This window comes from Dyadobacter psychrotolerans, from assembly GCF_004349265.1.
Classification (GTDB): domain Bacteria; phylum Bacteroidota; class Bacteroidia; order Cytophagales; family Spirosomataceae; genus Dyadobacter; species Dyadobacter psychrotolerans.
The window spans coordinates 75,551-101,322 of the sequence record NZ_SMFL01000019.1; the positions used below are offsets into that span (position 1 = coordinate 75,551).

General features: G+C 41.1%; 17 protein-coding genes. 12 read left to right on the top strand and 5 right to left on the bottom strand.

Annotated elements, in window-relative coordinates; all coding sequences use genetic code 11:
- Positions 1–9: 9 nt before the first annotated feature.
- The 3 genes from E0F88_RS30375 to E0F88_RS30380 all read right to left on the bottom strand — a co-directional run bounded on the left by E0F88_RS30375 (position 10) and on the right by E0F88_RS30380 (position 5,787).
- Complete coding sequence (locus E0F88_RS30375) at positions 10–3,165, bottom strand: SusC/RagA family TonB-linked outer membrane protein (RefSeq protein ID WP_131962102.1); 3,156 nt, start codon at positions 3,163–3,165, stop codon at positions 10–12.
- A gap of 906 nt (positions 3,166–4,071) precedes the next feature.
- Positions 4,072–4,206 (bottom strand): hypothetical protein, encoded by a 135-nt coding sequence (locus E0F88_RS34595; protein WP_262709909.1) that lies wholly within the window; start codon positions 4,204–4,206, stop codon positions 4,072–4,074.
- 1,152 nt (positions 4,207–5,358) lie between these two features.
- Complete coding sequence (locus E0F88_RS30380) at positions 5,359–5,787, bottom strand: hypothetical protein (protein WP_131962103.1); 429 nt, start codon at positions 5,785–5,787, stop codon at positions 5,359–5,361.
- 985 nt (positions 5,788–6,772) lie between these two features.
- Here E0F88_RS30380 and E0F88_RS30390 point away from each other — a divergent pair.
- The 10 genes from E0F88_RS30390 (at position 6,773) to E0F88_RS30435 (ending at position 20,635) form a co-directional block, all read left to right on the top strand.
- Entirely contained in the window at positions 6,773–7,318 is a 546-nt protein-coding gene (locus E0F88_RS30390; protein ID WP_131962104.1) for a Crp/Fnr family transcriptional regulator, read from the top strand.
- Positions 7,319–7,401: 83 nt separating this feature from the next.
- On the top strand, positions 7,402–8,049 hold the full coding sequence (locus tag E0F88_RS30395; RefSeq protein WP_131962105.1) for a hypothetical protein: 648 nt from the start codon (positions 7,402–7,404) through the stop codon (positions 8,047–8,049).
- 142 nt (positions 8,050–8,191) lie between these two features.
- Positions 8,192–8,473, top strand: coding sequence for a hypothetical protein (locus E0F88_RS30400; RefSeq protein WP_131962106.1), 282 nt, complete (start codon positions 8,192–8,194; stop codon positions 8,471–8,473).
- Between the two features lie 670 nt (positions 8,474–9,143).
- Entirely contained in the window at positions 9,144–9,713 is a 570-nt protein-coding gene (locus E0F88_RS30405; RefSeq protein WP_131962107.1) for an RNA polymerase sigma-70 factor, read from the top strand.
- A 102-nt stretch (positions 9,714–9,815) separates the two neighbouring features.
- A complete protein-coding gene (locus tag E0F88_RS30410; protein WP_131962108.1) occupies positions 9,816–10,964 on the top strand; it encodes a FecR family protein in 1,149 nt (382 codons plus the stop codon).
- Positions 10,965–11,181: 217 nt separating this feature from the next.
- Complete coding sequence (locus E0F88_RS30415) at positions 11,182–14,670, top strand: TonB-dependent receptor (RefSeq protein WP_131962109.1); 3,489 nt, start codon at positions 11,182–11,184, stop codon at positions 14,668–14,670.
- Between the two features lie 8 nt (positions 14,671–14,678).
- Positions 14,679–16,127, top strand: a complete 1,449-nt coding sequence (locus E0F88_RS30420; RefSeq protein WP_131962110.1) for a RagB/SusD family nutrient uptake outer membrane protein — start codon at positions 14,679–14,681, stop codon at positions 16,125–16,127.
- A gap of 83 nt (positions 16,128–16,210) precedes the next feature.
- Positions 16,211–17,614 carry an alpha/beta hydrolase family protein gene (locus E0F88_RS30425; protein WP_131962111.1) on the top strand — a complete coding sequence of 468 codons (1,404 nt, stop codon included), beginning with the start codon at positions 16,211–16,213 and terminating at the stop codon, positions 17,612–17,614.
- Between the two features lie 1,263 nt (positions 17,615–18,877).
- The gene (locus E0F88_RS30430) at positions 18,878–19,654 is read left to right on the top strand and encodes a hypothetical protein (protein WP_131962112.1); all 777 of its coding nucleotides are present in this window, start codon (positions 18,878–18,880) and stop codon (positions 19,652–19,654) included.
- 570 nt (positions 19,655–20,224) lie between these two features.
- Positions 20,225–20,635: a hypothetical protein gene (locus tag E0F88_RS30435; protein ID WP_131962113.1), complete on the top strand. Its 411-nt coding sequence runs from the start codon at positions 20,225–20,227 to the stop codon at positions 20,633–20,635.
- 617 nt (positions 20,636–21,252) lie between these two features.
- On the opposite strand, the gene E0F88_RS30440 is transcribed toward E0F88_RS30435, so the two are convergent.
- A complete protein-coding gene (locus E0F88_RS30440) occupies positions 21,253–23,583 on the bottom strand; it encodes a T9SS type A sorting domain-containing protein (RefSeq protein ID WP_131962114.1) in 2,331 nt (776 codons plus the stop codon).
- A gap of 250 nt (positions 23,584–23,833) precedes the next feature.
- Between E0F88_RS30440 and E0F88_RS34915 the strand changes: the two genes are divergently transcribed.
- On the top strand, positions 23,834–24,040 hold the full coding sequence (locus E0F88_RS34915) for a transposase (RefSeq protein WP_131962115.1): 207 nt from the start codon (positions 23,834–23,836) through the stop codon (positions 24,038–24,040).
- A gap of 544 nt (positions 24,041–24,584) precedes the next feature.
- Here the strand turns inward: E0F88_RS34915 and E0F88_RS30450 are convergent.
- On the bottom strand, positions 24,585–25,136 hold the full coding sequence (locus E0F88_RS30450; RefSeq protein WP_131962116.1) for a DUF7010 family protein: 552 nt from the start codon (positions 25,134–25,136) through the stop codon (positions 24,585–24,587).
- A 387-nt stretch (positions 25,137–25,523) separates the two neighbouring features.
- Between E0F88_RS30450 and E0F88_RS30455 the strand changes: the two genes are divergently transcribed.
- Positions 25,524–25,772: transposase (locus E0F88_RS30455; RefSeq protein ID WP_165940191.1), on the top strand; the 249-nt coding region annotated here is incomplete at its 3' end.

The window sequence follows — 25,772 nt, forward strand, 5'->3', positions numbered from 1 at the left end:
TTCTATTCGTTAAAATTTAAGAGTAAGATTCATACCCATGGTTCTGGTTGATGGAAACTGGGCAAGCTCAACGCCAGGCGTCAATGTTCCGTTGTTCAGGTTTCCGCCCTCGGGATCAAAGCCTGGAAACTTGGTAAAATTGAAAAGGTCCCTTCCGAAAAGAGCCAGACTGGTCTGACGTACGCCAATTCTGCTGAGCAATGCTGCCGGCAGATTAAACTCAACACGTGCTTCTCTGATTTTCAGAAATGACGCATCGAATATGTTGGTTTCCGCATTGGCAATCTGGTAGTAGTTATCGTAGTAGGAGCTGGCCGCAACTTTGACCGTATTCGGCGTAAAGCTTCCGTCAGCCTGCTTGACAACACCCTGTCCGATAATCCCACCGTCGCGTCCTGGCAAGGTGACCTTTGTTTTTCCCAGCGTATTATTTTTATGGTTGGTTTGCGAGAACATACTTCCTCCTTTTTGTCCATCCAAAAGAAAACTTACACGCACATTTTTGATTGTGAATTCATTGGATATACTCGCTTTCCAGTCTGCAAAAGCATTTCCCCACTTCTTTGTAGTCGGGTCTATTGCAGCCGGCAATCCTACGGAAGAATAAATGATCTGTCCATCCGGAGCACGCTGAAATCCGCGGCCGTACATGTCTCCCATCAGTCCGCCAACTCTGGCCTCCACCGAGACGTTGGCATCATGCGCATAAATGACCTGATTGGTTATTCCTGAGGCAAGTTCGCGAACGTAACTTCTGTTTCTGGACCAAAGCAAGGTAGTATTCCAGCTGAAATTCTTTTTGGTTACCGGCCTGCCAGTAAGTTTGACTTCCACACCGCGGCTATTGATCAGACCCGCATTGATGAGCGCATTGGCATATCCCGATACCGGATCCAACGGAATAGCCAGAATTTGGTTTCGGCTATTGTTGTTATAATAGGCCACATCCAAGCCAAGCAGGTTTTTCAAAAGACGCACATCAAGACCGAATTCATAACTGGCCGTTATTTCAGGTTTCAGGTCTGCGTTGAAAAGCGTTGATGAATTCGTAAAACTGTTACCGTAAACTCTGTCGTAATATCTGGCAGTTTGGTAAGGGCGGGTGTCATTTCCGACCTGCGCCCATGAGGCCCTTAGTTTTGCAAACGAAATCGCGCTGGGGAGCTTAAAGATTTCATTCAATAAAAAACTTGAACTTACCGATGGGTAAAAGAAGGAATTATTTCCATAAGGCAGCGTGCTCGACCAGTCATTGCGGCCGGTTACGTCCAGAAATATCTTTTCATCATAGGAAAACTGAGTCGCTGCATAGATACTGTTGATCGCTTTTTTTGTTTTCAAAGGATCTGCTACGGCTTGGTCCAAACTATTGGAAATTTGGTAAATACCTGGCTGGGCGAGCTGATCAGCATAAAGTCCTGCAAAATCATACGACTGGCGCATGGCATTGGCACCAACCGAAGCGGTTACGTCAATTACATTTGCGATCTTGTCTTTATAGTTGATCAAAAAATCGGTATTCGATTCGTAATTGAATACATTTTGTTCGCGGTACATACCCCTCGGATAACGCGTCATGCTGAAAGGCCGCTGCTGCGAGCGAAATTCGTAAGCCATATCCAGACCCGTACGTACCAGAAAATCCAGTTTGTCCGAAATTTGATAGGCAGCAGAAATATTACCGATCACACCATGTTTGTTCATCTTGTTGAGCATTTCATACATGCCCAGATACGGATTATCAGGTGTTGGATTGAAAGGATTTCTTTGCTGAATATTCTCTTTCCCAGCCACCCAATAAGGTTTAAACCATTCTGGTTTCAGGTTCGGCGCAGTCCCCAAAATCAAAAAGTACATCAGCGACTGATTGTTGTAACCGGCCATAGGGAGGTTATCACTTTTCTTATTGGTATAATTAACCTTTCCGTTAATTTTCAGACGGTCGGAAACCTTCTGGCTAACAGAAAGCGCCACATTAAGCCTTTCAAAACCGGTGTTGGGAATGATCCATTTGTTTTTCATATGAGTCAAAGACAACCTCGCTGATCCTTTGTCATTGCCACCTTCCAGGGAAATACTGTTGGAGAAAGTGGTTCCTGTCTGGAAAAAACCTGAGATATAATCTTTATTGGCAACCCAAGGTGTTCTTACTGTCGGCCTACCATCAGCTGCATCAGGATTATACTGAAAATAGGATTGTCCGTCAAATTTAGGCCCCCAGGCCCTTCCGGCACCAACTGTGGTTGCAGTGTTAGGTCCATCTGCATTTTCCAAATAAGAATAATAAGCGCTTGTACGGCCCTCGCCGTATTCAAATTGATAATCGGGGTAACGGTTTATCTGTTCCACGCTGAAATTGGAATTTACCGTCACACCGAGTCCTTTGTCTTTACGAGCTCCGGATTTGGTTGTGATAATAATCGCCCCGCCTGCAGCGCGGCTTCCATAAAGTGCTGTCGCGCCGGGACCTTTCAAAACGGTGACTTTCTCAATATCATCAGGATTGATATCTGATAGACTCGAGCCGTAGTCAACGGGGCTGTCGGCGGAAAGGTGCGAATTAAACCCTGTTCCTGTAATTCTGCTGCTGACCGGTACGCCATCCACAACGATTAAAGCCTGGTTATTGTCCAGATTTAGTGAAGATTCTCCGCGCAAAGTGATACGTGCAGATCCCATCGGTCCCGCGCCGGCTCCCTGTATGTTTAGCCCTGCTACTTTTCCGGAAAGTGTATTGACCCAGTTATTGGATTTTGCATCCTTCACTGCGTTTTCATTAATTGTTTGCGCTGCAAAACCCAATGATTTTTCTTCCCTTTTAATGCCCAAAGCAGTAACGACCACTTCGTTGAGAATCTTTGTGTCTTCAATCAGTACAATATCAATCGTGCTTTGTTTTCCGATTGTTTTCTGCTGAGAAATAAATCCGATCGCAGAGAATATTAATACTGACCCGGAGGCAGAAGTATTTAGAATATACTCACCCTGAGCATTCGTAGTCGTCCCGGAGCTGGTTTCTTTTAACAAAACATTGACACCCGGTAGTGGCTCACCGCTTTGAGCTGTTACCTTACCAGTAATGTTTAAAATTTGTGCGTTGGATACTAAAGGCACGCAGACACCCAGCAGCAAGGCAAAAAATGCCGGCAGTAATCGTTTTTTCATATTTATGTTAGTGGTTATTTACATTTCCAGCAAGGCCTGTGCTGTTAGAGATTATATTTGTAATAAGGCACCAAAGGTAGTGTACCAATAAAAAGGCTTTGTTAACCTCCTGTTAAGGAATCATTATGTAATTCAAGCAAGCGATTGACTGGTTCTGGCAGGGCTTACAATTGTTGTGGATTGCCTAAAATAGAAATTACATTTTTGGAAAATCCATAATATCATACATTACAGATCAACATTTGAGAAGATGACCATAATGTATATGTTACTCTTTGACGTGGCTCCGTTTTGATTTATGTTTCTGTGGGTTAATTAAATAAAGAATCAATTTTACCAGTTTGCTGGTATTACGCTGCCACAAATGCGACAGGATAATTTAATGAGAAGGCCCTCAGCCTGATGTGACATAATGAAGATGCCATTAGACCTACTGGTCTGTACTTCATGCAGGATCGAATTAAAGACAGCCGCAGCGGTCGAAAGTTTAAGAGAAAACGGTAAATTTCCTGCCCAACAATATCTCAGATAAGACCTAAATTAGAGTATCAGATGCCCATTACGGGTTCTGTATCGATGTATAACTGCCTTTTAAAGAAAAATATTCCTATAAGATAAACTTATTATGAGATCGTAATAGTAAGTTAGAACGTGCCAACCCTGATAATTAAAGCTTAGTTTAAGTACAGATAGTTACAAAGGGATATTTCTTTGTTGCGGTTGTTAAACAACCTATTCACCGCAAAAAACAAGATGAATATTTTCAAAATACGGTGACTACGACGTACATTTGACTCAAAATTCGCGGTAAATATTCGTCGGTTAGCATGATATCAACTGTGATCTCTTGAATTTTGTATCGACATATCACTCCTGATTCAATATCATTTACAAACTTTTTGGATCTCAACTTTCTTTTAAATTGGCATAAGCCTGTTTATCTGTTAGCTCAATCAGAACGTTAACATCGTCGGTGGGGCGGATTTCTTCTGCGACACGCTGTACATATAACGAAACCGTAGCTCCTCCAACAAAAATCACTGAATCGCGCAGTTCTTCTAGCGCATCATAGACTGCATTTATTTCTGTCTAAGACTCCTTAAGAATTATCATTTTTAGATGCTCCTGGGCCATTTTTTCCTCTCCTTAGCGTCCGACTATCAGAATATCTATGCTTGATAGTAACTTATAAAGTAACTCGTCCTCCAGAACGGCCTTAGGAACTCCCTTATGTAAGGCTTCTATTAAAAGACCGCTCATTGATCCCTCTTCGCTGTTCCAAACGTAATCTACTGTGCCTGAAAATTGTAGTTTATAAAACGGATGTGAATAAGCGGTAGGTATACCTGTAACAATTTGAACTGGTACTACGGGGAATACGTATGATAGGCCGAATTCTATGAATTTCATTAGTCCATTTAGGGGTATGTTCTTCTTGCTGTCATCAATAAGTCATGCTATGTGACTTCGGCTGAGTGATTCAGAAACCTCAGAAACACTCATACATAGTTTAGCTGAAAGATCCCTATACTGCCAGGCAGTATCCCACAAAGTAAAGATTTTTTTTAAGCAAGATTGCTACATTTATTGGACGCATTCCGTTGTGTACTCTCATAATACAAATACATTTATTGTTTGCTGTTCGCGATTTGCAAACAGCAAACAATAAATGTATATAAAATAGGATTGGTGGGCAATTTCTGACGAAACATTAATGTTCGATAATCTTGTTTTGACTATTCGAGAAGTTCATTTTTATCGTACTCTGCTTTTTGAAGGCGCTTATAGTGGAGAATTCCGAGCCGTTGAACACCGTAGTACAGAAAATTAGGGTCCTATCACTTCCGCCCGAAATTGCCAACTTAATGAATTGACTGATAAGAAGATAATTTAACAAAGCCAACACTTGGTTAATGGTCAATCTGCCAGGGAAGCACGTGTCAGACACTGCGAATTCTCCAATCTTGCATCACAATGTGCAAAAAATGTCTACAGCCTTTTGGCGCCGCATCAACGATCAAAATGCGCTTATTCAAAAAGCGATACATCATCGTCGCACTACACTAAAGGACTCCACAGTTTTGATTCCAAACAGTTTAGAGCTATTTGTGCCTAAGCGAATGCGCAAACATCATTAGTTATTTTCTCTAAAATCATCTATAACGTATAGGGATTTATCAAGGATTACGGAATTCACTTTTCATTCAAATGGTCAATGGCTAACTGATTGCAAAGATTTGTAATTTCAATCAGATGATCTTCAAGTTTTATATTTACCAAATATGGTGTGAAGAAATAAGTGTTGATAACTTCATTTCCTAAATATTCCATATGATTTAAATACTGAGTGCGGTATTGCTTGAAGTGTTTGGCTGAAAAAAGTATTACCTCTTTTTTGGGAAGATCCCACTCAAGTACTCGCCCGGAAACAACTGTTAGAAGTTCTCTCAACCGTAGACAACAATCTCTCAATGCCATTGTTTGATTTAAAATTTCAATGCTCCGATGTGGTGAGTCAAGTAAATTAACCTTCCCGGTAATTTCTGTGGCAGTGAGTAAATTGTCAACATTCAAAGAAGCTGCATTAAGAGCTATGAGCATCAAGTCATAATTTTCCTTCATGGCCATCGAGTTAGATGTTGGCACCAATCAGATAATAATTATGCCAAAAATTGAACGGTTAGAGTATATGAAAAACAAACATTTTTTATGTATCAGTATGGCGACCGTAAATTGTTGCAGCAACATGCAAAAATGTGCCGCCTTCTGGAGGGTGGCCCGTGCCATAATACGCCGTTCTGCCGCCGGCTGGTAATGTAACTTCGAAAACTTTGCATAAATAATTGATCTTTTGCCTCTGTGCGTGAGAATAAATGATCTCGTAGACATCAGCGAGTCGGATGCGGACAGGAGTTCTAACGAGGCCGCCATTTTTTTAATTTCGAGCTTGTTTTAACCGCGCATTTTCAGCACGTAATTTAGCCACTTCCACAGCCGGCTTTACCAACTTGCCGTTACCATTTTCTCTGCCAACACTTATTAAATTAAGTTATTCCGTAAAATCATTTTTCTCATCAATGCCTGCCGCAGCGTGTTTTGTTGATTTCAATCAAGAAAACAAATCAACCTGGCTTGTTATTTTTGCTTTTCAAACAATTATAACATGAAACACAAATACTTTTCGCTCGGGCCTTTTATCGGAGCAAAAAATTTTGAAATTTCAAGACGTTTCTACAAGGTGCTGTTTTTTGTCGAAAATCCGCTGTCATCATCTCTTTGTCTATTTAAAATTAATCAGTTGGCGTTTTATCTCCAAAATGCATATTTTAAGGACTGAATCGACATTACCAAGATCTTTTTTGAAGGACAGCGTGCAGACCCATATTACCACAGATTATCAGCACTGAATCTAATTGAAAAGTATGAGCACGTAAAACCAAGCCCGGTCAGCGTGGCCCTGTGGGGCAGAGAATTCTTTTTGCATGACCGTTCCGGTATCCTTTGGCACACTAGCGAATTATCAAACTGAGTAATCTGATAATATCGGTCTGTATTTTAAAATAAATAGTATATACTTACAGCATAACCGGTAAGTTCATAAAAGTAAATGTTAAAAACTGACCTTGACAAAATTGGCAGATTTTCCGATCAGGATTTTGAATCGGTATCGAAATTATTGATAGCAAAACAGTTGAGCAAAAATGAACTGTTGCTTCAACAGGGACAAATCTGCCAGTCTGCTTTTTTTATCTCATCAGGATCTGCCTATCAGTTCCGGTATGATGATATTGATGAAAAAGTATCTGACCTTCATATGACAGGTGAATGGTGTCTGAACTATGTAAGTTTCATTTCCCAGATCCCCACAAAATATAGCATTAAAGCAAATTCACAGACCCGTATTTTCGAGTTGAGTATGCATGCGATACACCATCTGATTGCAATATCACCCGCTTTTCTTCAACTTGGAAAAATCCTTGACGGTGCACTGACCAGAACCCAGTACCTGGACAATGCCATGACACCTTCTGAAAAATACAACCACCTGATTAATTCCCGCCCGCAGGTACTGCAGATATTTCCGTTAAAAATCATTGCCTCGTATCTAAATATGACGCCGGAAACACTCAGCCGCGTCAGAAGTTCTTTTTGAACGCAGAGAGATTTCTTGATTTCAATCAAGAAGCATATTTCACAGGGTGCATCATTTTTGTTTTCTAATTAACGGAAAATAAAATGGAAAACTCTTTTACAAAAACTTCAGCCACCAGCCTTAGCCTGGGATCATTGCTTTCACTTGTGACCATGTTACTTCACCCCTCCGGCGGAAGTATTGAACACATTATACGTATGAGGCATATTCTTATTTTTTCTCACGTATTGGCCATCGCATGTCTGCCCCTTTTGGGTTTTGGCGCGTGGGGACTATCGATTCTTTTGCAGACCAGGAGCAGAATTTCAACACTTATTTTCTTTGTATTTTGCTTTGGGCTGATTGCTGCCATGATAGCAGCTGCGGTTAACGGATTAATCTTACCGCAATTTTTGTCTGCTTCAAGTAAAGCAGCATCCCAGCAACTCATGCTGAGAACGGTTGTGAACTATGGCCACCACATGAATATCTCGCTGGCAAACATCTTCATCTTTGCCAGCAGTTTGTCGATAATGGCCTGGTGTATTCTGATTATTCGCTCAGGACTTCTTCCCAGATGGACCGGTCACTTTGGCCTGTTACTGTTTGGTTTCGGGATCGGTTGTTTCTTGCTGAAAGTAAATTTTACCGCCCTGTACGGTTTTAGGATTTTTGTAGCCGGTTTGGCCATCTGGATGATAATTGCAGGTTTGCAGATGATCCTGACCGTAAAAAGCAATATCAAAAAATAATCGCGCACCAACTATTCCATCTTTAAGTCAGACTTCTTGGTGCGACAAACCTGGCACACACGGCGGCTCTTAGCTTGGCATAACCTATAAAATATCCGGTTGCTGACCGGCATTATATAGTGGATCAAACCGTTTCGATATTTTGGACATATCAAAAATCTCGAAACGGTATCACTTAAATACCAAACATCGATCTGAGCCAGCAGGTACAGGCTTGGTTGGTTCAAAATTTCTGTCAAACGAGTCTTACAGCCATGAGGTTGACTTTTTTTTCTGGACACCCACCCTGCCGGATATATTCAACCAGCTACTCAGGGACGAAACAAAAAAGCCGGTTTCGGTCGTAAAAAGATATTTTTACAATATGACAGTAAACAGTTTGCTTCGTGAGTTCCAAAAATCCGGCCCTGTCTATGATGCATAGCGGCTCTGAATGTTGTGATAGATTCATGATTCAAACCAGTGTTTTCCATCATACGGGACAGCATCTGCTGGGTAATTCTTAGAGTTCGAATCAGTATTTAAAATGGGTTTATGTATTTGAGCTCATCGATGACTTTCAGTGATTTGTGTTGCCCGGATCTCTTCTTTCCAGTTCGTTGTAATGATTTACCGGTGAAAATAAACCTCGCTCGGCTTCTTACGGGTGAAGCCTCGCTCGTAACGGATATAAACGTGGTCTGTGAGCTCAACGGCAAACTTAAATTTATATTTCGCGGCAGACATTTTAGCCAGCCCAAGCGTGTGATGTATTGAGAAATAGTTAGCTGTCGACTAGAAATTATGTACTTATATGTTTCATAAGAAAATAACAATAGCGAGCCATTTGAAAATAAGGAATCGACTACCGGCCAGACCGGGCATATTTTCATCGAGCTTGAGGCTGATGAAATAAATCCTGATAGCTAAGTGTACATGACCCACTTTAATATTGTTCCACTCTGAGCAGCTTTGGAGAACTTCTACTGTCTAAAAAATAAATATTAACATAGAAATAATATTGCAAAAATTGAAATAGACAACTTTATTTTTAAATTTACCATGTAAGCTATATTACCTTTCACTTCTTTATTTTCTTCTCCTTTTGATCCGCAATGGCGCTATTAGAAAACCACACAGATGAAGAACTGATAGATTTGCTAAGGCAAGATGATCAACAGGCCTTTGAAACTTTGTATAATAGGTACTGGAAACGGATGCTGATAAAAGCCTACGCATTGTTGGGCTCAGAAATTGACGCGGAAGAGGTGGTACAAAATACTTTTATCAATATTTGGCAGCGCAGGGACAGACTTCAATTAAAATTCTCCTTCCATACCTACCTGGCTTCGGCTGTTAAATATGAAGTGATGGCGCTGTTAGCAAAAAAGGACAGATATAAACTGGTAGACATTCAAGAGGCATATGGCATAAATACACAAGATAATTCAACCCAGGAATATCTTGAATTTGTTGACCTTAGCTTACATATCGAGACGACTATACAGGCACTGCCCGAAAAATGCCGCTTGGTCTACCGCATGAGCAGAGAAGAAAGCCTTAGCGAGAAGCAGATAGCCGAAATACTTGTTATCTCACCTAAAACCGTGCAGGCGCACATGACCAAAGCACTAAAAACTTTGCGTATCTCCCTGGGAAGTATTTATATCTCTCTTCTTTTGTAACCTGCCACATGACAATATTTTTTGAAGCATAAAAAAATTTCCTTTGCCACTAAGGGTAAGCCGGTGTTTTGCACGCTATGTAGATAGTAACGCGAAATTCAGATGCTAAATCCACCCGAAAATATACAAACCCTAGCTAATAAATGGCTCAGTGGTACCATTACCCAGCAGGAGCAAAAGATTTTGGATGAATGGTACGAACAGCAATTACCAGAAAAACTGAATTGGACTTCGGTAGACGACACGGACGAAACAATAAGGGCAAGGATGTTTATTGCTTTAAAAGGACAGCTCCAATTCAATGCGCGCAAAGTAATAAGCATAAGGCAAACGCGCATCTGGACAATAGCAGCGGCATGTGTTGTTCTATTGATAATAAGCAGTATTTATCTCTCACAGCACAAACCCTCACAACAACGGCTCATGTCCGCAAAGCCGGTCGAGAAGGCAGACAAGACAGCAGCTGGCAACAAAGCGGTTTTGACATTGGCTGACGGTTCTGCAATAATACTTGATAATTCGCCTAATGGAACGGTCAGCAAACAAGGCAGCACCGTGGTAGATAAAACAAGCAAAGGACAGCTGATTTACCGACCTGGGACAACTTCGGTAGCGCAAGCCGAAAATATTAACACATTAACTACGCCCAAAGGCGGTCAGTACCAATTGCAATTACCTGATGGAAGCAAGGTATGGCTTAACGCGGCATCATCCCTTAAATTTCCCGCTGCATTTGGCAGTAGCGAACGGCGGGTGGAATTATCCGGCGAAGCATATTTCGAGATAGCAAAAAACGCGCAGAAACCATTCAAGGTTATGATTGCGCAAGGCGCTGTGATAGAGGTATTGGGAACACATTTTAACGTTATGGCCTATCAAAACGAAAAAAATGTTAGTACTACCCTACTTGAAGGCTCTGTAAAAATAACCAAAAGCAACCTTGCACTGACCATTAAACCTGGCCAACAGGCTGTACTCAATAACACATTACAGGCTTTTCAAGTAGATACCGAGCAGGAAATTGCCTGGCAGAAAGGCGACTTCCAGTTCAGCAATACGGACTTTGCAGGCATTTTGAGAGAACTCGAACGCTGGTATGATGTAGATTTTGTTTATGAAGATCTGCCATCGAAAAAACTCAACGGAATAGTATCCCGAACATATAATCTATCGCAGGTACTCAGAATGCTGGAAATAACCGGCGGTGTTCAATTCAAAAAGGAAGGAAGACAAATTAGGGTAATAAATTAAAGCGTATATACGTAACAGTTCAAATTAGTATCCCAAGTTAAGTACCAATCCATAAACATTACTTGAATCAAAACATGCAGAAATAAATACTTCCAACCCCACCTAAAACTGAAAATCCGGAAGCTGTGCTAAGCCTCCGGAAGTAAGCAAGGCTTAAAAATCAGTTAACCACCGTCTAAGTTAGTTAGAATAATTTTTCACCTTAATTCGTAAATGTATGAATTACAATGTCGTTTTCCAAACAACGCATATTGGTACCGCTTTGTCAAAAACAAAGACTTTTTCTTCCCTTAAAACTCTATTTTTGCTGTTGCTCACATTGTTATATTTAAATGCGGGTGCTGCCGCAATTAACCAATTGGTAACGCTATCAGAAAAAAATACCTCCATAGAAAAGGTACTTATTAAAATAAAAAAGCAAACCGGCTATTCTTTTTTGTATGATAAGGAACTGTTGAAAAACGCAAGACTGGTTACTATAAATGTCAGTAAGGTTCCCTTGGATGAAGTGATGAAAAAATGCTTTGCAGATCAGAATTTCACTTACGAGATACTGGATAAGGCCATATTGATTAAACCGACTGCTCAGCCTAAAAAAAGTGCATCAGTACAACAAAGTTCATCCCAGGCTGTGACTATTACAGGTAAGGTAACCGACTCTCGGGGTGGCACTCTGGTTGGTGTTAGCGTGCTTTTGAAAGGTTCTACTCAAGGGACCGCCACCGATGCCAACGGCAGGTATACCCTAACGATTCCAGCGGATGGGATTTTGTCATTTAGTTACATTGGCTTTGCCACTCAGGAGCTTGCCACAAACGGGCGAAGTACACTCGATGTCACCTTGCTTGAAGAAACAAAATCGCTTAATACAGTTGTAGTTGTCGGGTATGGTTCACAACAAAAGCGGGATATTACGGGTTCTGTTGGCCAGGTTAAGGCTGCTGATATCAAAGATCAGGCGGTAACCGGTTTTGATCAGGCATTGGTTGGTAAAATATCGGGGGTTCAGGTATTGCAGCCCAATGGCGCACCAGGCAGCGCGATGGCCATCAGGGTTAGGGGTTTAAGTTCGATATCAGCTGGTAATGATCCGCTTTATGTTATAGATGGTGTACCATTATCAAACAATAGTGATTTCAGTACGGCGATTGTATCCAATCCATTAAACACGATAAACCCAACAGATATTGAATCTATTGAAGTTTTAAAGGATGCTTCGGCAGCCGCCATATACGGTTCACGCGGATCAAATGGTGTGGTGCTGATCACCACGAAACGCGGCAGCGGCGGTAAAGCAAAATTTACTTACGATGGTTATGCCGGGGTGCAGCAGGTTGTAAAAAAGCTCGATCTGCTAAATGCTTATCAATTTGCCGAGTTAACGGTTGAAGGTATAAATAATGCTTATGCTGATGCGGTTCCTGGTGCAAACCTCGATCTTTCTTTAAACAGCAGCCGCCCGGTATCTTATCGTGTACCAGCCCGCTATTTTCCATACCTTGCCGGAGAGAAGGGCCTTACCGATACCGATTGGCAGGACGCTATATTCCGCACAGCTTCCATGCAAAATCATACCATTTCTGTTAATGGCGGGACAGAAAACATAAAATATTACATTTCCGGAAATTATCTTGATCAGAACGGAATAATCATTGGCTCGGGTTTTAAGCGTTACAGCGGCCGTGTTAACTTGGATGGACAGTCGGGCAAGTTTCGTTTCGGCGTCAATTTCACTCCGTCATACACGATCAATAATCTCGTAAAAACAGAAACACGTTACACTGAAGGCAGTATTGTTTCAGCTGCACTGAGCATTGGCCCTGTATTTAAAGTATACAATGACGATGGTTCCTACAACTTTGACGCCACTCCGGGCGAGGGAACAAAAACCTGGAATATAAACCCGGTTGCCATGGCACTGTTGACAAAAGACAAACTAACCCAATCCAGAATCCTTACCAATGGCTATGTTGAATACAGCTTTCTGAAAAACTTAACCTACAAATTTAGCTTAGGTGTAGACCAGAACAACTACCGTGAAGATTTTTACCGGCCATCGAATCTTCCTCAAATGAGCGGTTTCGGCGCCGGTGGTGTGGGCTCTCCGTCGGTTCCGGTGGGTACCTCAGAGAGTCGTGCGATTATTAACTGGGTGGCTGAGAACACCTTGAATTATATAGGGAGCTTTGGTAATCATAACGTATCGGGTTTGTTGGGTTACACCACTCAAAAAGAGCGTATCGATGGCAATTTTTTACGGGCTGAAAATTACCCGACAGATATTATTCAAACCTTAAATGGCGGCCAGATCACACAGGGTTATTCCAGTTTAAGTAAGTGGAGCCTGATATCTTACCTGGCAAGACTGCAATACAACTATCAGCACAAATATCTGCTATCAGCAACCATCAGGTCTGACGGGTCGTCACGCTTTGGAAAAAACAACAAGTATGGATACTTTCCATCCGTATCAGCAGGCTGGATCGTGTCCGACGAAAACTTTTTGAAAGACAGCCGGACCTTATCGCTTCTTAAATTAAAGGCGAGCTATGGTTTAACCGGAAACTTTCAGATCCCTAACTATGCTTCGTATGGCTTGTTGGGCAATGCCAATTACGTAAGCGGCGGTACGATAACCAACGGATTAAGCCCTACAACGGTAGACAATCCAAGCTTGCGCTGGGAAAAAACAGCCATGTTTGATATGGGTATCGAAGCAGGTTTCTTCGGAGATAAATTGCAGCTCCAGGCTGATTACTACAATAGCAATACTTACGATATGCTGCTGAATGTTTCTGTTCCGTTAAGCTCTGGTTTTGCCACGCAATTAAAAAACATTGGTAAGGTAAACAACCGCGGTTTCGAGTTCAGTGCAAATTACAGGCACAATATCGGCAAATGGCAATTCAGTGTTAACGGCAATATTGCCACCAATAAAAACAAAGTGGTAGAATTAGGTCCGGCCGGAGAACCTATATATACAAATGGCGCATCGGGCAGTATAGAGTACGTCACCATGATAGGCAAACCCATTGGTTCTTATTACGGCCGCGTAAAGGATGGTATTATTATGAGCCAGGCAGAATTAAGCACCATCCCGGTAACGAACAGTTCAAAACCAGGTGATTTCAAATTCAGAGATATTAATGGCGATAACAAGATAGACGACAAGGACCGCACAATCATAGGTGATTACTTTCCGGATTATACTTACGGTCTAACACTAAATGCCAGGTATAGCAGCTTTGACATGTCCCTGACCATTCAGGGCTCACAAGGATTTGAGATTGTAAACCTGCAACGCAGATATATTTACAATTTTCAGGGTAACTTTAATAGCTACACTGGCGCTATGGACCGCTGGCGCTCAGAAGAAAATCCGGGTAATGGCCAGGTCAGCGAAGTAAACCGTGTTCCCACCGGTGATGGTGGGATCTTCTCATCGCACCATGTTGAAGATGGCTCCTACACGCGATTTAAAAACATCACCTTAGGTTACACTTTGCCTAAAAATGTTTTAAATGTCCTAAAAATAAACAACGCACGGCTATATTTTTCCGCTCAGAACCCATTTACCATCACAAAATATATGGGTTACAACCCGGAAGTAAACAACAGGCCGGGTAGCAACCTGTCTCCAGGAGAGGACTATGGATCATACCCGCTTGCAAAAACATATGTGTTAGGTATTAATTTCTCATTTTAATGCAGATCATGAAAACCAAAAATATTCTTAGAGTTGCTCTTCTCGCTGCCGCGATGGGTGTAAGCTCATGCCAGAAAGATTTTATCAACCTTACTCCGGAAGCGGATCTGAGCATTCCTAATTTCTATAAAACACCATCAGATATGGTTGTGGCAGTTAACGCTGCATACGATGCACTGCAAAGCACTAATCAGTACGGCAGTCTTTTCTACCGGCTGATGGAGATCCGCTCAGACAACGCGCTGGATCTTAACCCCGGTGGCAGCGCGGGTGTAAACTACCGGATTGACATCTTTGCAGAGGAGGTAACCAACACCAACCTTACCGATGGGTACCTGGCCCTTTATGCTGGTGTATACCGCTGCAATATTGTGTTGGATAAAATAGAAGCTGTAAGCATGGACGAAATGCTAAAAAACCGCATCAAAGCAGAAGCAAGGTTCATCAGGGCGCTCTCGTATTTTAATTTAGTAAGGCTATTCGGTAAGGTGCCCCTTATTTTAACAGCCATGGAACCCTCCCAGGTAAGTCAGCTAAAACGCAACGAGCTTACCGAGGTTTATGCTGCTATTGAAGATGATTTAAAGTTTGGCGCTCAAAACCTGTCATTAACCTATACGGGTGCAGATGATGGCCGCGCTACTTTAAATGCGGCAAAGTCACTACTTGGTAAGGTATATTTAACCCAGCAGAAGTGGCTGGATGCCAAAAATATCTTAACGCAGGTTGTAGAGTCAAAAAAATATAGTCTTCTCGCAGATCCGTTGACGATTTTCCAGGAAACCAATAAAACCAATGCCGAAGTCATATTTGCGGTGAAGTATGGTGTAGCTGGCCGGGAAGGGCATGCTGCCTGGTTAACATCTGATGTAGGGCAAGGCAACCGCACGGTAGTTGATAATAGTTTATCAGCCGCGTACACGGCGAGTGATAAAAGGTTGGCTTTAATAGCAACTGTTGCCACTGCCAACAATAGCCAGTTCACGCCACGGAAAGTGTATGCCGCTCTAAGCAGCAACCAGGCAATTAATGATTTTATTGTCCTGCGCTACGCGGATGTATTACTGATGCTGGCCGAAGCCGAGGCAGAAGTTAGCGGCGCTCCAAACAGTGTAGCGGTTAGCACCTTGAATCAGGTTCGCAAACGTGCCGGCATAGACGAATTCACATCAGCAAGCTTTGTAAACCTGGAAGCATTTCGCGCTGTAATATACCGCGAGAGGCGCCTGGAACTTGCACTTGAATGCGACCGCTGGTTTGATATGGTGCGCATAAGTAAAATTGCCGGTAATGCCAACTATGCACAAGCCGCTATCAACGCATCCGAATCGAGAACTACCGCTGGTGGGCGTATATCTATCCTGCCAAGAGACTTTATCTATCCTGTACCTGATTCGGAGGTTAATATATACAACGACCCATCCAGATTTGCTCAAAACCCGAGTTACCCGCGTTAACTCACTGCGACCCTTCTTATTTAGTAAAGTTATTAAATAAGAAGGGTTTGTTTAAAAAAAGGACACATCATTTATAATGACCCATGAAAAAAATGTATTTGTTTGTTGCACTACTCTGTATCTGCGGCAACTTGAAAGCTCAGGTTTTCCAAACCTCCGATGAGGGCTACAAACAACCGCTGGACAGTGTTTTGAATCAGTTAGCTACAAAATTCAAAGTTAAAATTCTCTATAATCCCGAAATTACTAAAAATGCCTGGGTGCCTTATGCTGATTGGCGATTGAGAAATAGCGCCGAGAAAAGTTTGATAAACATTCTGGCCCCGGTAAACCTTAGTTACAGAAAAACCGATAGTACCACCTACCAGGTACGGCCATTTGAGTATTACCGCCGATCTGTTGTAGAAGGTAAAGAGCAACTGGCTGATTTTGCCAAACTTTATCAGGATAAAGGCAGCTGGGAGCAGCGAAAAACATCCATTGTAGCATGTATTAAGGAAACGCTGGCTTTAACGATTCTGCCTTTAAAGCCTGCTTCGAAACCGATTTTTACGGCCAAACGTATCATGAATGGCTATACCGTTGAAAACATAGCTATAGAAACTTTGCCGGGGTTATATGTTTGCGGATCGTTATACCGGCCCATAAAAGTGAAAGGAAAGGTGCCAGTTATTTTATGTCCGGGCGGGCACTTTGATCAGGGGCGCTACCGGAGCGATCAACAATACAGCTGCGCCATGTTGGCAAGAATGGGCGCTATTGCTTTAAGCTATGACCTGATCGCCTATGGCGAATCGCAGTTGCAGTTCAATTTTTCTGACCATCGTCGCAGTATCGTCATGGCCGTTCAGACATTGAATAACATACGCATGCTTGATTTTCTATGTGCCCTTCAAGATGCAGATTTGACCAGAGTAGCTGTTACCGGCGCATCCGGCGGCGGAAGCCAAACTATGATTTTAACAGCCTTGGATCCTCGCATTACTGTAAGTGCGCCAATTGTTATGGTTTCGGCCTGGTACACAGGCGGCTGCCCTTGTGAAACAGGAGTACCCGCTCACTTTTGCGCCGGCGGAACTAATAACGTTGAGATTGCGGCAATGGCAGCGCCCCGCCCGCAATTAATCGTTTCTGACGGAGGTGACTGGACAGCCACAGTTCCTGATATTGAGTTTCCCTATATTAAAAAGATTTACGCTTATTACGCTGCGCAGGATCTGACAACCAATGTTCACCTTCCTGATGAAAAGCATGATTATGGCCTTTCAAAAAGACTTGCAACATATGATTTTTTTGCAAAGCACCTACGTTTAAATCTGGTAAAAGATTCCTCCGGTAAAATAGATGAATCAGCTTGTATTATTGAAGAGGAGCCTATGCTGTATACATTCGGAAAACATGGTGAGAATCTTCCAAAAAATGCAATTAAGGGATTGCATGCGCTCACCGACGTCTTTGAAAAAGCAATATCACAGGTGAATAGATAAGATTTGCCCGCCGTAACGCAGCTAAATATAGCATTCGGTGAAAGCTGTACAATACTCAATAAACATACATCAGCCACAAAACTGCGGCTAGTGGAAGAATTCAGACGGTTTTGAAAAGAAAATCAACTTACCAGATACCCTCATCATTTTTAGGTACTCTGCTTAGCAGGATGATATCAATCCTTGTCATATTCGCCAGGCCAATGTTTACATAATTAGCCTCAACAGGTAAGCAATTGAACCGCTTATTTCAAAGGCTCAACGAGTTTCTCTGGGATACACATACCGAATATGGGTATAGCAGAGAAATCGGCATCACTGACCATCTGAACTCGAAACTGAAATCACATCGTTTCGAGAAAATACAACCTTTATAAGCCGGTACTTTCTTTTACCAATCGATCCTTAGGGTTAGGATACGTTTGGATCGCTTCGTTGCTTACCAGGAAGTTAAACTATACCACTCCTCTTATACAGAGTTAAATGCCGTTGGCAATAATTTCTCAAACTTTATATTTTGCGGTAACAAGCCGGATATCTTCCAAGACAGAATACTTGGTTAAAACTTGGCTTGCAACACCCTGCAGACACCGTTCTTTTTCTTTTCACCCTTACCCGCCCACAGCCAGGATGAAGACCCATTGGGCTTCTGGTATTTTTTAGATGATCCGCCTGGATTCATCCCCATTCATTTCAAGTATTTGAATATCCATAAATTTCAGAAAGCGCCTTTTGCATGCTTCAACTGCCAATTATCCATTGACCGATTCGGTAATCAGTACATCATCCAACGCTTTTTTAGCCCAGCCGATCAGCTAAGCTGACATCATAGATCCGTGACAAATAAAAGAGGCTGATAAAAAATAATGTGCAAAATAAATGTTGAAAAATTCAAATGATACTGGCAGAAACATTGACGCCAGTGAGTTTTAATATGCTTAGTATGTTGAAAGCGGTTTGTTAAACAAAAGTATTTTACCAATTTTCCACCAACTGATCTAACTATTGCAACGACAGCCTCGATGTAAAATTTGTTCCACTGGTAGGACAATCGAGCAGATTGGAAGTAATCAATTTTGGAATTAAATTCCACTCATAACAACTAAAAATTTTCTGATTCCCTATTGTAACCAAAACTGACTATTGGTAACTTTACCATCAATTTTTCACAGCGAAAAGCACTGAACTTTTGACACTTAAAGCGGATAAATATTGCCAGTTGATTGGCAGACGGTTGATGTAAATAATAAACTAACGGTTTGTATGAAGCAAGTGACGCTTACCTCCTTTAAAACAAATGAAATTTTAATTAGTGAACTGATTAACAATCTTGGCAGCATTTCCCGCAGTGATCCAGAGACGTACAATGAAAACTTTATGCCTTTCACAAGCTTTCTGCTTGAAAGCCTTGAATTAAGCCAATCAGAAACAGAAATTTCTTCGATCTGTGAAACGATTATTAACGTAGGACTTCTCCTTGATGATGGGAAATACGCATATATCAAAGGTACTGCCATGAATATCAACCGAAAATGCACATCAGCGTTGATCAAAGATCTTGGCAGGTTAATACAGGAAGGATTAAAAGCTGCATTCAATAAAGATGATAATTCAATATATCAGACAGAGCAAGAGGACGAATTACTCGGTAAGATTTTCTGCGTTTTGCCAGACCATGATGATTATCTCGATGTGGCAAAACTATCAAACCTTGGCCTGATTGATTTAAGCATGTTAAGCGGTTTGACAAATTCCAATGAAATAAATTCGCGTTTTCTGCCAAGGGGGGAATTTGTGGATCACTTGCGAGAACGTCTGTTGTGTCCGCAAGATCAGGTTTCAATGCTTTCTGAAGAATTATTTGTGAGCATAAAAAATAATATCCGCTGTGCCAGTTTGAAAATTAACTACACAAATACAATAGGCCGTACTATCACCAGAAAGCATTCCAACTCCTCAAATAGCGGCTGCACTGCTCTGGTTCAGAAATCTGGTGTTGCACCGGACACCATAATTGAACGGACCGCCAGCACGGAATAGAGTTTGATATGACGATTAAAGACCATATATTTTGATCTTTAAACGTCTGCAGGATCCGGCCAGACCGAGGGTAAACCACCAAGCCGCAAATGGTTCTGGAAGTGGCTAGGATTTTTTTATTCTCCATGAAAAACAAAAAAATCGCAGGAAGATTGCAATACGATACACCAATGGTTTATCAAACTGTAAGTAATCAACCGAATTTGATCATTGCATAATCGCATTTGCGAGTGCACTGCATTAATAGGAAATCACTAACTATACCGAATGTTGCTGCCATCAGTGGAGTTTAAATTAGGCTAAAATCATTTGAGAATTTTAACCCATACAAGTAACTGATAGTCAACATATTCGACAAAAGAAAGAAAAATAATACTGGACCATTGCTCATTAATATTCCCATATAAACTATTTCTATAACTTTTTAAATTTACCTGTTTGGTATTGCTCATACAGTACTATATTGCTGGAATTATGACCTTGTCAGGGTCATGATAAGTGAAATAGTGTTGTAGAATGGTAGATCGGTTTTCCGATTTACTATTTTTATTAAGCTACAATCCAGTACCTATGGAGAATTTGTTTGAAAGACTAAAATCGCAGATAACCGACAGGCCTGAAAATGAATTAAAATATATCGAAAAATCAGGTAATGAGCTCTCCAAAACGCTGACTTCGATAGTTGGCACACGTTACTTTACGGGTGTATATATCGGTTTTCATTTTAACCAGTACCTGGAGATTTTTATACTCCCAAACTTGAATCTCATTGAAAATTTCGAAATCGATGCCCCTGCTATGTTACTTAGCCAATCTGATCATTGCGGATTGGAAACTGCCAGGTTTTTTATATTTACCGGACATCCGGAAACACGCCAATTGGTTGGTAGAGATATTCTAAATGAAGACAGTACACTGAATCACTTTTACACAGAACAACAACTTATCGATATAGTCACAAATGAGCTTGGAACGAAATAGCATTGAGCGTGAATTTTAAATCGCCATAAGCCATGTTCAATCAGTTTCTTTACCCTCTATCACTAATTGATCAAACCGGACATTTTTTAACCATTTACCGGAAAGTTAAGCAAGAAATGGAAATAGGAGATATTCGTATGCGTCAGATGAACACCATATTTGAACGGATCTGGATATTAGGTAATCTTGCCTTATGAAAAATGAGTGATCTGTACGATCAGTGGCAGAGGCAAGGTATAAGCAAACAGGCTTTTTGCAATCGGTATGGGATACCATAAATTCAATTACTGGGTTAAAAATTTACGACGCACAAATTCCGCTCCCGTTGTAACGGCCGGTTGGTTCAGTTAAATACCGGTTCAACAACGGGATTTAATTAAGCATAACCAACAGGCGCTGACGGCAATTACTATTCCATCTGGAGCGCGTATAGTTGATATTAGCGTGAAACTTCTACGAAACATCCATTTCAAGTATATAACTAAAGAAAGAAATCAGGAAAACCGGAAATATTTGTTTAAGTCCTGTTTGTATGATCGAAAATTATCTTTGGTAATACGCATTTATGGATATCAAGAATGGTTATAAGCTGATGCATATATAATAGAGTCAACCGCTCATTGCTTAATAACTTTTCCTTCTACTATTGCACCATTCTTCGTTTCATACTTCCAAATGTATACGCCAAGGTGCAAGTCACTGATGTCAAACTCATGATAATTTTGTCCGGAAGAAACATTGAATTCTTTTACTTTTCTACCGGAAGAAGTATACAGACTCAAAAGGCCTGCCTCGTTAGTTAGTATAAAATTTGGATTTTTGCTAAAAACAAGCTTCCCTTGGGTTGGATTTGGATAAAGTAATACTGCTGGGACATTGGTCCGGATAGGTTCTACGGCCAACACCGGCTCAATTTTGAAGAATTCATTCAACCTGAACTCCGCGTATACACCATCTTCCTCTTTTCTGGTTATAGTATTCGGCAAAGTATATGGTTGTTTGGATAAGAGGTCGGTTAGATCAATCTCAATCCTTTCTACCTTTACGCCATTGGACTGGATAACCAGGGCCAAAGCAAAGTCTTTTTCCAATCCGGTTGTTATTATGTAATCCTTATTATTGAGCACTTTCCCATTTTTATCAAGCAATTTTAAATTGCTTGCAGAAATCTGGAAATTAGCCGGAAGCTCGCCAATTGTAGAATTATTGAAAAATCCGGCTTGCATGCTTTTAATATTGAGCGAAATGAATCCTGTGCCTTCATATTTGCAAACCGGGCGTATTATCAATTTGTCAAATTGTGAGATGGTGACATTATTTACGACTAGAGATGAATCTACAACTCTGTTTGCAGCATTTCCTAGAAAGGTTGCAGCGGTACGTCCCAGTTGAAATTCCTCATCATTTTTATTTTTGGCCAAAATGTCAAAAGAAATATAATCTGCAAAAGTTAATGTTCCAGTTTTGACTAACAGGTTTTTAAATGAGAGGGTTTTAATTGATTGGGTTTGTCCTACTCCCCTTGCTTTAATATTGACCGACTTCATTAAGATTGAGCGCAGTCCGCTTGAATTTCTGGCATACGCAATAACCCTGTACTCTCCCACGGCCGGATAATCATGGCTCAGGCTTTTAGTACTTGTCCCATTTAGTTCTGTTTCGGTTGTGGTACCATCTCCCCATAACACTAAGATCGGTAAAGGCTTGCCTGGCTTATGCGTACCAGTGTTGCTTACGCTAAATGTAAAATTACTTTCACTATTTTCAATCGCCAGGACTGGAGGATCTCCCAATACGTCACCGTTATAAAATTTGCTTTGCACAATTTCACCAGCCAATGGAACCGCAAGTAACCGATAATCTTGAATCCCATAATTTTGACGTAAAAAGTTCAGTGCTATGGGGTGTATCGTTTTAAGGAAAGTGGAATCGTTGTAATTTATTGTTTTTAGGTACGCGTCTTTATCTTCCTCAGTCCAGATCTTCGACTCAACGAAGGCCAGTCGATTATACAGATTGGGAATTGTTGACAGATACCGAGCCAAAAAAAACATTCGGTTCGTATTCCACATGCTGGCTTGTGGCAAAAACTCTTTCGTAACGCTGTCAGCCATCCTGAATCCTTCGGCATCTCCTCTATATTTGGCCACAGCATCTACCAAATCATCCCATCCGTCATGTCCCCTGCCGTAAAGAAAATCGTTCAGATCATCATCAGTGAGTTTTTTTAACTCCGCGTTAGAAGTGATACCAGACATTATTCTGTTTGATGTAATGCTCTCAGCGAATTGTTGGTAGTGAGATTCCAAAGCGTAATAGGCATATGTATACGCTCTTTGTTCAATCGCTCTTTTGCTCTTCATGGGATGGAGCGGGTTGTTGTTTGCATCTGTAATCTGCTTCGGGTTAAGATTCAAGTTACATTTAGCATGATGTGAACAAACCTGACCCGTAAATAAACAGATTTTTCCTGGATAGATATCTTCGTCAACAATTAGTGTCAATCCTGCCGGAGTTGTTTCTGCACCGTACCGACTGTTGCAATTTAGTACTGGAAATCCAATAAATGACGAGTGACAGCCTTGGTTAGTCCAACAGCATTGAAAGCAGGTCCCATTGCCGCAATACGGCTGAAATACATCGTAAAGTTTAAAAGCCTTATAAAAACCCCCAGCATAACCCATAATGTTCTGGGAGGTCACTTCTTTGTATAACTTACAAATTGGCACCACCTGAGTACAATACCCCACGGATTTACTGTAGGCGACACAATCGTAGTAGTCTTTTGAACTGAGCGTTTTTGCAAGTTTATCTAGCTGTTTAAATCCTCGATATGTTTGCATCAAATCTCCGTAAGTCTTAATCGGCATTTTAATGCCTTGTGCTTGGGAAGGAAATGAAATAAAGAGGAATAGAAATATAACGATGAAGTAGATTTTTTTGACCATGGAGTGGCTTATTAAGGGTTGTGAAAGAGGCTAATTTTCGGATTTACTTGTACCCAGTTTTCAAACGAATTAGGATTTGCTTAACGTAAACAAAAATAAGTAAAGGATGCAGGAAATGAAACAGTTTTTTTGTCGCACCGATTATTAGGGTTTCCATACATAGTCGGGAAGATAATTGGGTAAATCTGTCGACCTTTTTTGAGTTTACTGCTGAAATAAGAAAGGTTACACCACAAATGCGATTGATGGAATGTACCGGCAAATCCGGAAAGTAACCAAGACTAAAGGCGCATTTACATCAGATCAGGCGTTGTTGAAACACGTTTATCTATTTGTTAGGGATCTTTCCAAAAAGTGGACGATGTCTATCCATGATTGGGGCTTGACGATGTCGCAATTGTATATTAAATTTGGTGAAAGATTACAGGCTGATCGTGAATTTTTCCTTGGCGGCTGAATCTTGCAGAATCAAATCCTGACACAGTTCAGCGTACACTCCCGGCGTTTGGTAAAATTGGCTATCGTTTTTTAATTTGCACTTTTAGCCGTAACCATAAAATAAATGTCTCCTTCCTTTACTCAGTCAGCTTCGGTCTCTGAGCACTCTAAAAGTAAGATCTTTTTTATTGATTATTTGAAAGTATTGCTGACTGCATTGGTAATTATACATCATGCCCTGGTAACTTACAACGCGCATGATTTGCCCAGCCGAGGATGCAACGACCGCAATTTTTTTCCCAACCTCGATTTGAGGATGTTTCGTTACCACCTTCATCTTGATTTTAGCAATGGCACAGATACTGTAGCAAACGCGGACTGAGGAGCAAGCCACTAGTACCGCCTATGGAGAAATTAGAACTCCGCATAAACACCACATTCATCACCTGTCCAGATATAAAATTTGTTTTAATGTTCAACACTTCAGCACTTACCAAAGTTACATGCAGCTCGTTGCTGCGGTCCGCAGTCACATTATTGTCAACACTCTCGCAGGAAGACATTTAGCATCTGACCTTTCTGTTCATTAAAATGATGATTGTCACAATATATAGTATAACAATCGCAAATGGTATCGTAACAAATCGATGTAGTGGCCATAAATACCAAAGGATAAGCACAATAAAGGTTCTTGTAATAGCATGGAAAGCACCTACCCAATGGTCAATGATCCACGTCAGGGGCAGCCACATTAATCCTGTTAAGATCCCAACTGTAAGCGGCAGGGAAGAATAATCAACTAAAAAAAATGGGATAGCAATCGCGTAAACCAAGATAGCCTGGCCCGCCGTAAAAAGGAACAGAATGTCAAAGGTGTTTTTAGGTTTTGTCTTATCAAGGAACTTCTCCCCCGTGAATTTGGATACAAACATGCCCAGGTACACAATACTCCCCGTTGCAACAAATAACAACCAGACTTTGCCTGTGCTGGACAAAAAAATGCCACCCACGCCAACTATAAACCAAGCGATTAATCCGGCTATTGGTGTAGCTATTAACTTCGCTTTTTTAAATTCCTCCTTTTGCTGCTCCAGAGTTCTTATCAGTTGTGTCATCTGCAATTACGTTCTAGAATATTTACGATCTTGATCGTTTATGATTTGAAGTCGAAATCCTTGCGAATCCCATTCTATTGTTGGTATCCCCGCCAGTTTTTCAAAAATAGGATTTTATTGTATAACAATTTTGGTATTTGTAATTGATCGGAAAGGTTAATTTTGTGATCATTTCAACTCCCGTACAAAATTCGTTTATTAGCACCAGTAACATAAAGTGTTAAGTAGTCCGCATTCTGTTGCATTATATAAAAAGAAACCCGCTGTGCTTTCAACGAATTCTTATAACCTGAACTGCGATGATGAAATACTAAGTTAAGCAACTAGCGAGGCTATTTGAGGTGGTTTGAAAAAGCGGCACACTTTTTTGCATAAAATTTGCAAAAAATGGATAATGAAAAAAAGTCAAAAGCGCGTCGTAACTACGAACCAGATTTCAAAGCAGAAATTCTAAAAATGTTGATTTCTGGTAAAAAAGTAAGCGAGATTTCTGAGACATTTGGAATTGCTGAAAATCTGCTGTATCGTTGGAAAACTTTATCTACAATGAAGACAAAAACCAAAACTAATGAGTCTGAAGGTAGCTCTAAATTGGTTGCTGAGAATGCCAAATTGCGAGCGGAGAATGAACGGCTT

Excerpts from the sequence above, each read along its gene's own strand:
- E0F88_RS30375 (WP_131962102.1), bottom strand. The coding sequence starts at position 3,165 with ATGAAAAAACGATTACTGCCGGCATTTTTTGCCTTGCTGCTGGGTGTC.
- E0F88_RS30380 (WP_131962103.1), bottom strand. The coding sequence starts at position 5,787 with ATGAAGGAAAATTATGACTTGATGCTCATAGCTCTTAATGCAGCTTCT.
- E0F88_RS30390 (WP_131962104.1), top strand. The coding sequence starts at position 6,773 with ATGTTAAAAACTGACCTTGACAAAATTGGCAGATTTTCCGATCAGGAT.
- E0F88_RS30395 (WP_131962105.1), top strand. The coding sequence starts at position 7,402 with ATGGAAAACTCTTTTACAAAAACTTCAGCCACCAGCCTTAGCCTGGGA.
- E0F88_RS30405 (WP_131962107.1), top strand. The coding sequence starts at position 9,144 with ATGGCGCTATTAGAAAACCACACAGATGAAGAACTGATAGATTTGCTA.
- E0F88_RS30410 (WP_131962108.1), top strand. The coding sequence starts at position 9,816 with ATGCTAAATCCACCCGAAAATATACAAACCCTAGCTAATAAATGGCTC.
- E0F88_RS30415 (WP_131962109.1), top strand. The coding sequence starts at position 11,182 with ATGAATTACAATGTCGTTTTCCAAACAACGCATATTGGTACCGCTTTG.
- E0F88_RS30420 (WP_131962110.1), top strand. The coding sequence starts at position 14,679 with ATGAAAACCAAAAATATTCTTAGAGTTGCTCTTCTCGCTGCCGCGATG.
- E0F88_RS30425 (WP_131962111.1), top strand. The coding sequence starts at position 16,211 with ATGAAAAAAATGTATTTGTTTGTTGCACTACTCTGTATCTGCGGCAAC.
- E0F88_RS30430 (WP_131962112.1), top strand. The coding sequence starts at position 18,878 with ATGAAGCAAGTGACGCTTACCTCCTTTAAAACAAATGAAATTTTAATT.
- E0F88_RS30435 (WP_131962113.1), top strand. The coding sequence starts at position 20,225 with ATGGAGAATTTGTTTGAAAGACTAAAATCGCAGATAACCGACAGGCCT.
- E0F88_RS30440 (WP_131962114.1), bottom strand. The coding sequence starts at position 23,583 with ATGGTCAAAAAAATCTACTTCATCGTTATATTTCTATTCCTCTTTATT.
- E0F88_RS34915 (WP_131962115.1), top strand. The coding sequence starts at position 23,834 with ATGTACCGGCAAATCCGGAAAGTAACCAAGACTAAAGGCGCATTTACA.
- E0F88_RS30450 (WP_131962116.1), bottom strand. The coding sequence starts at position 25,136 with ATGACACAACTGATAAGAACTCTGGAGCAGCAAAAGGAGGAATTTAAA.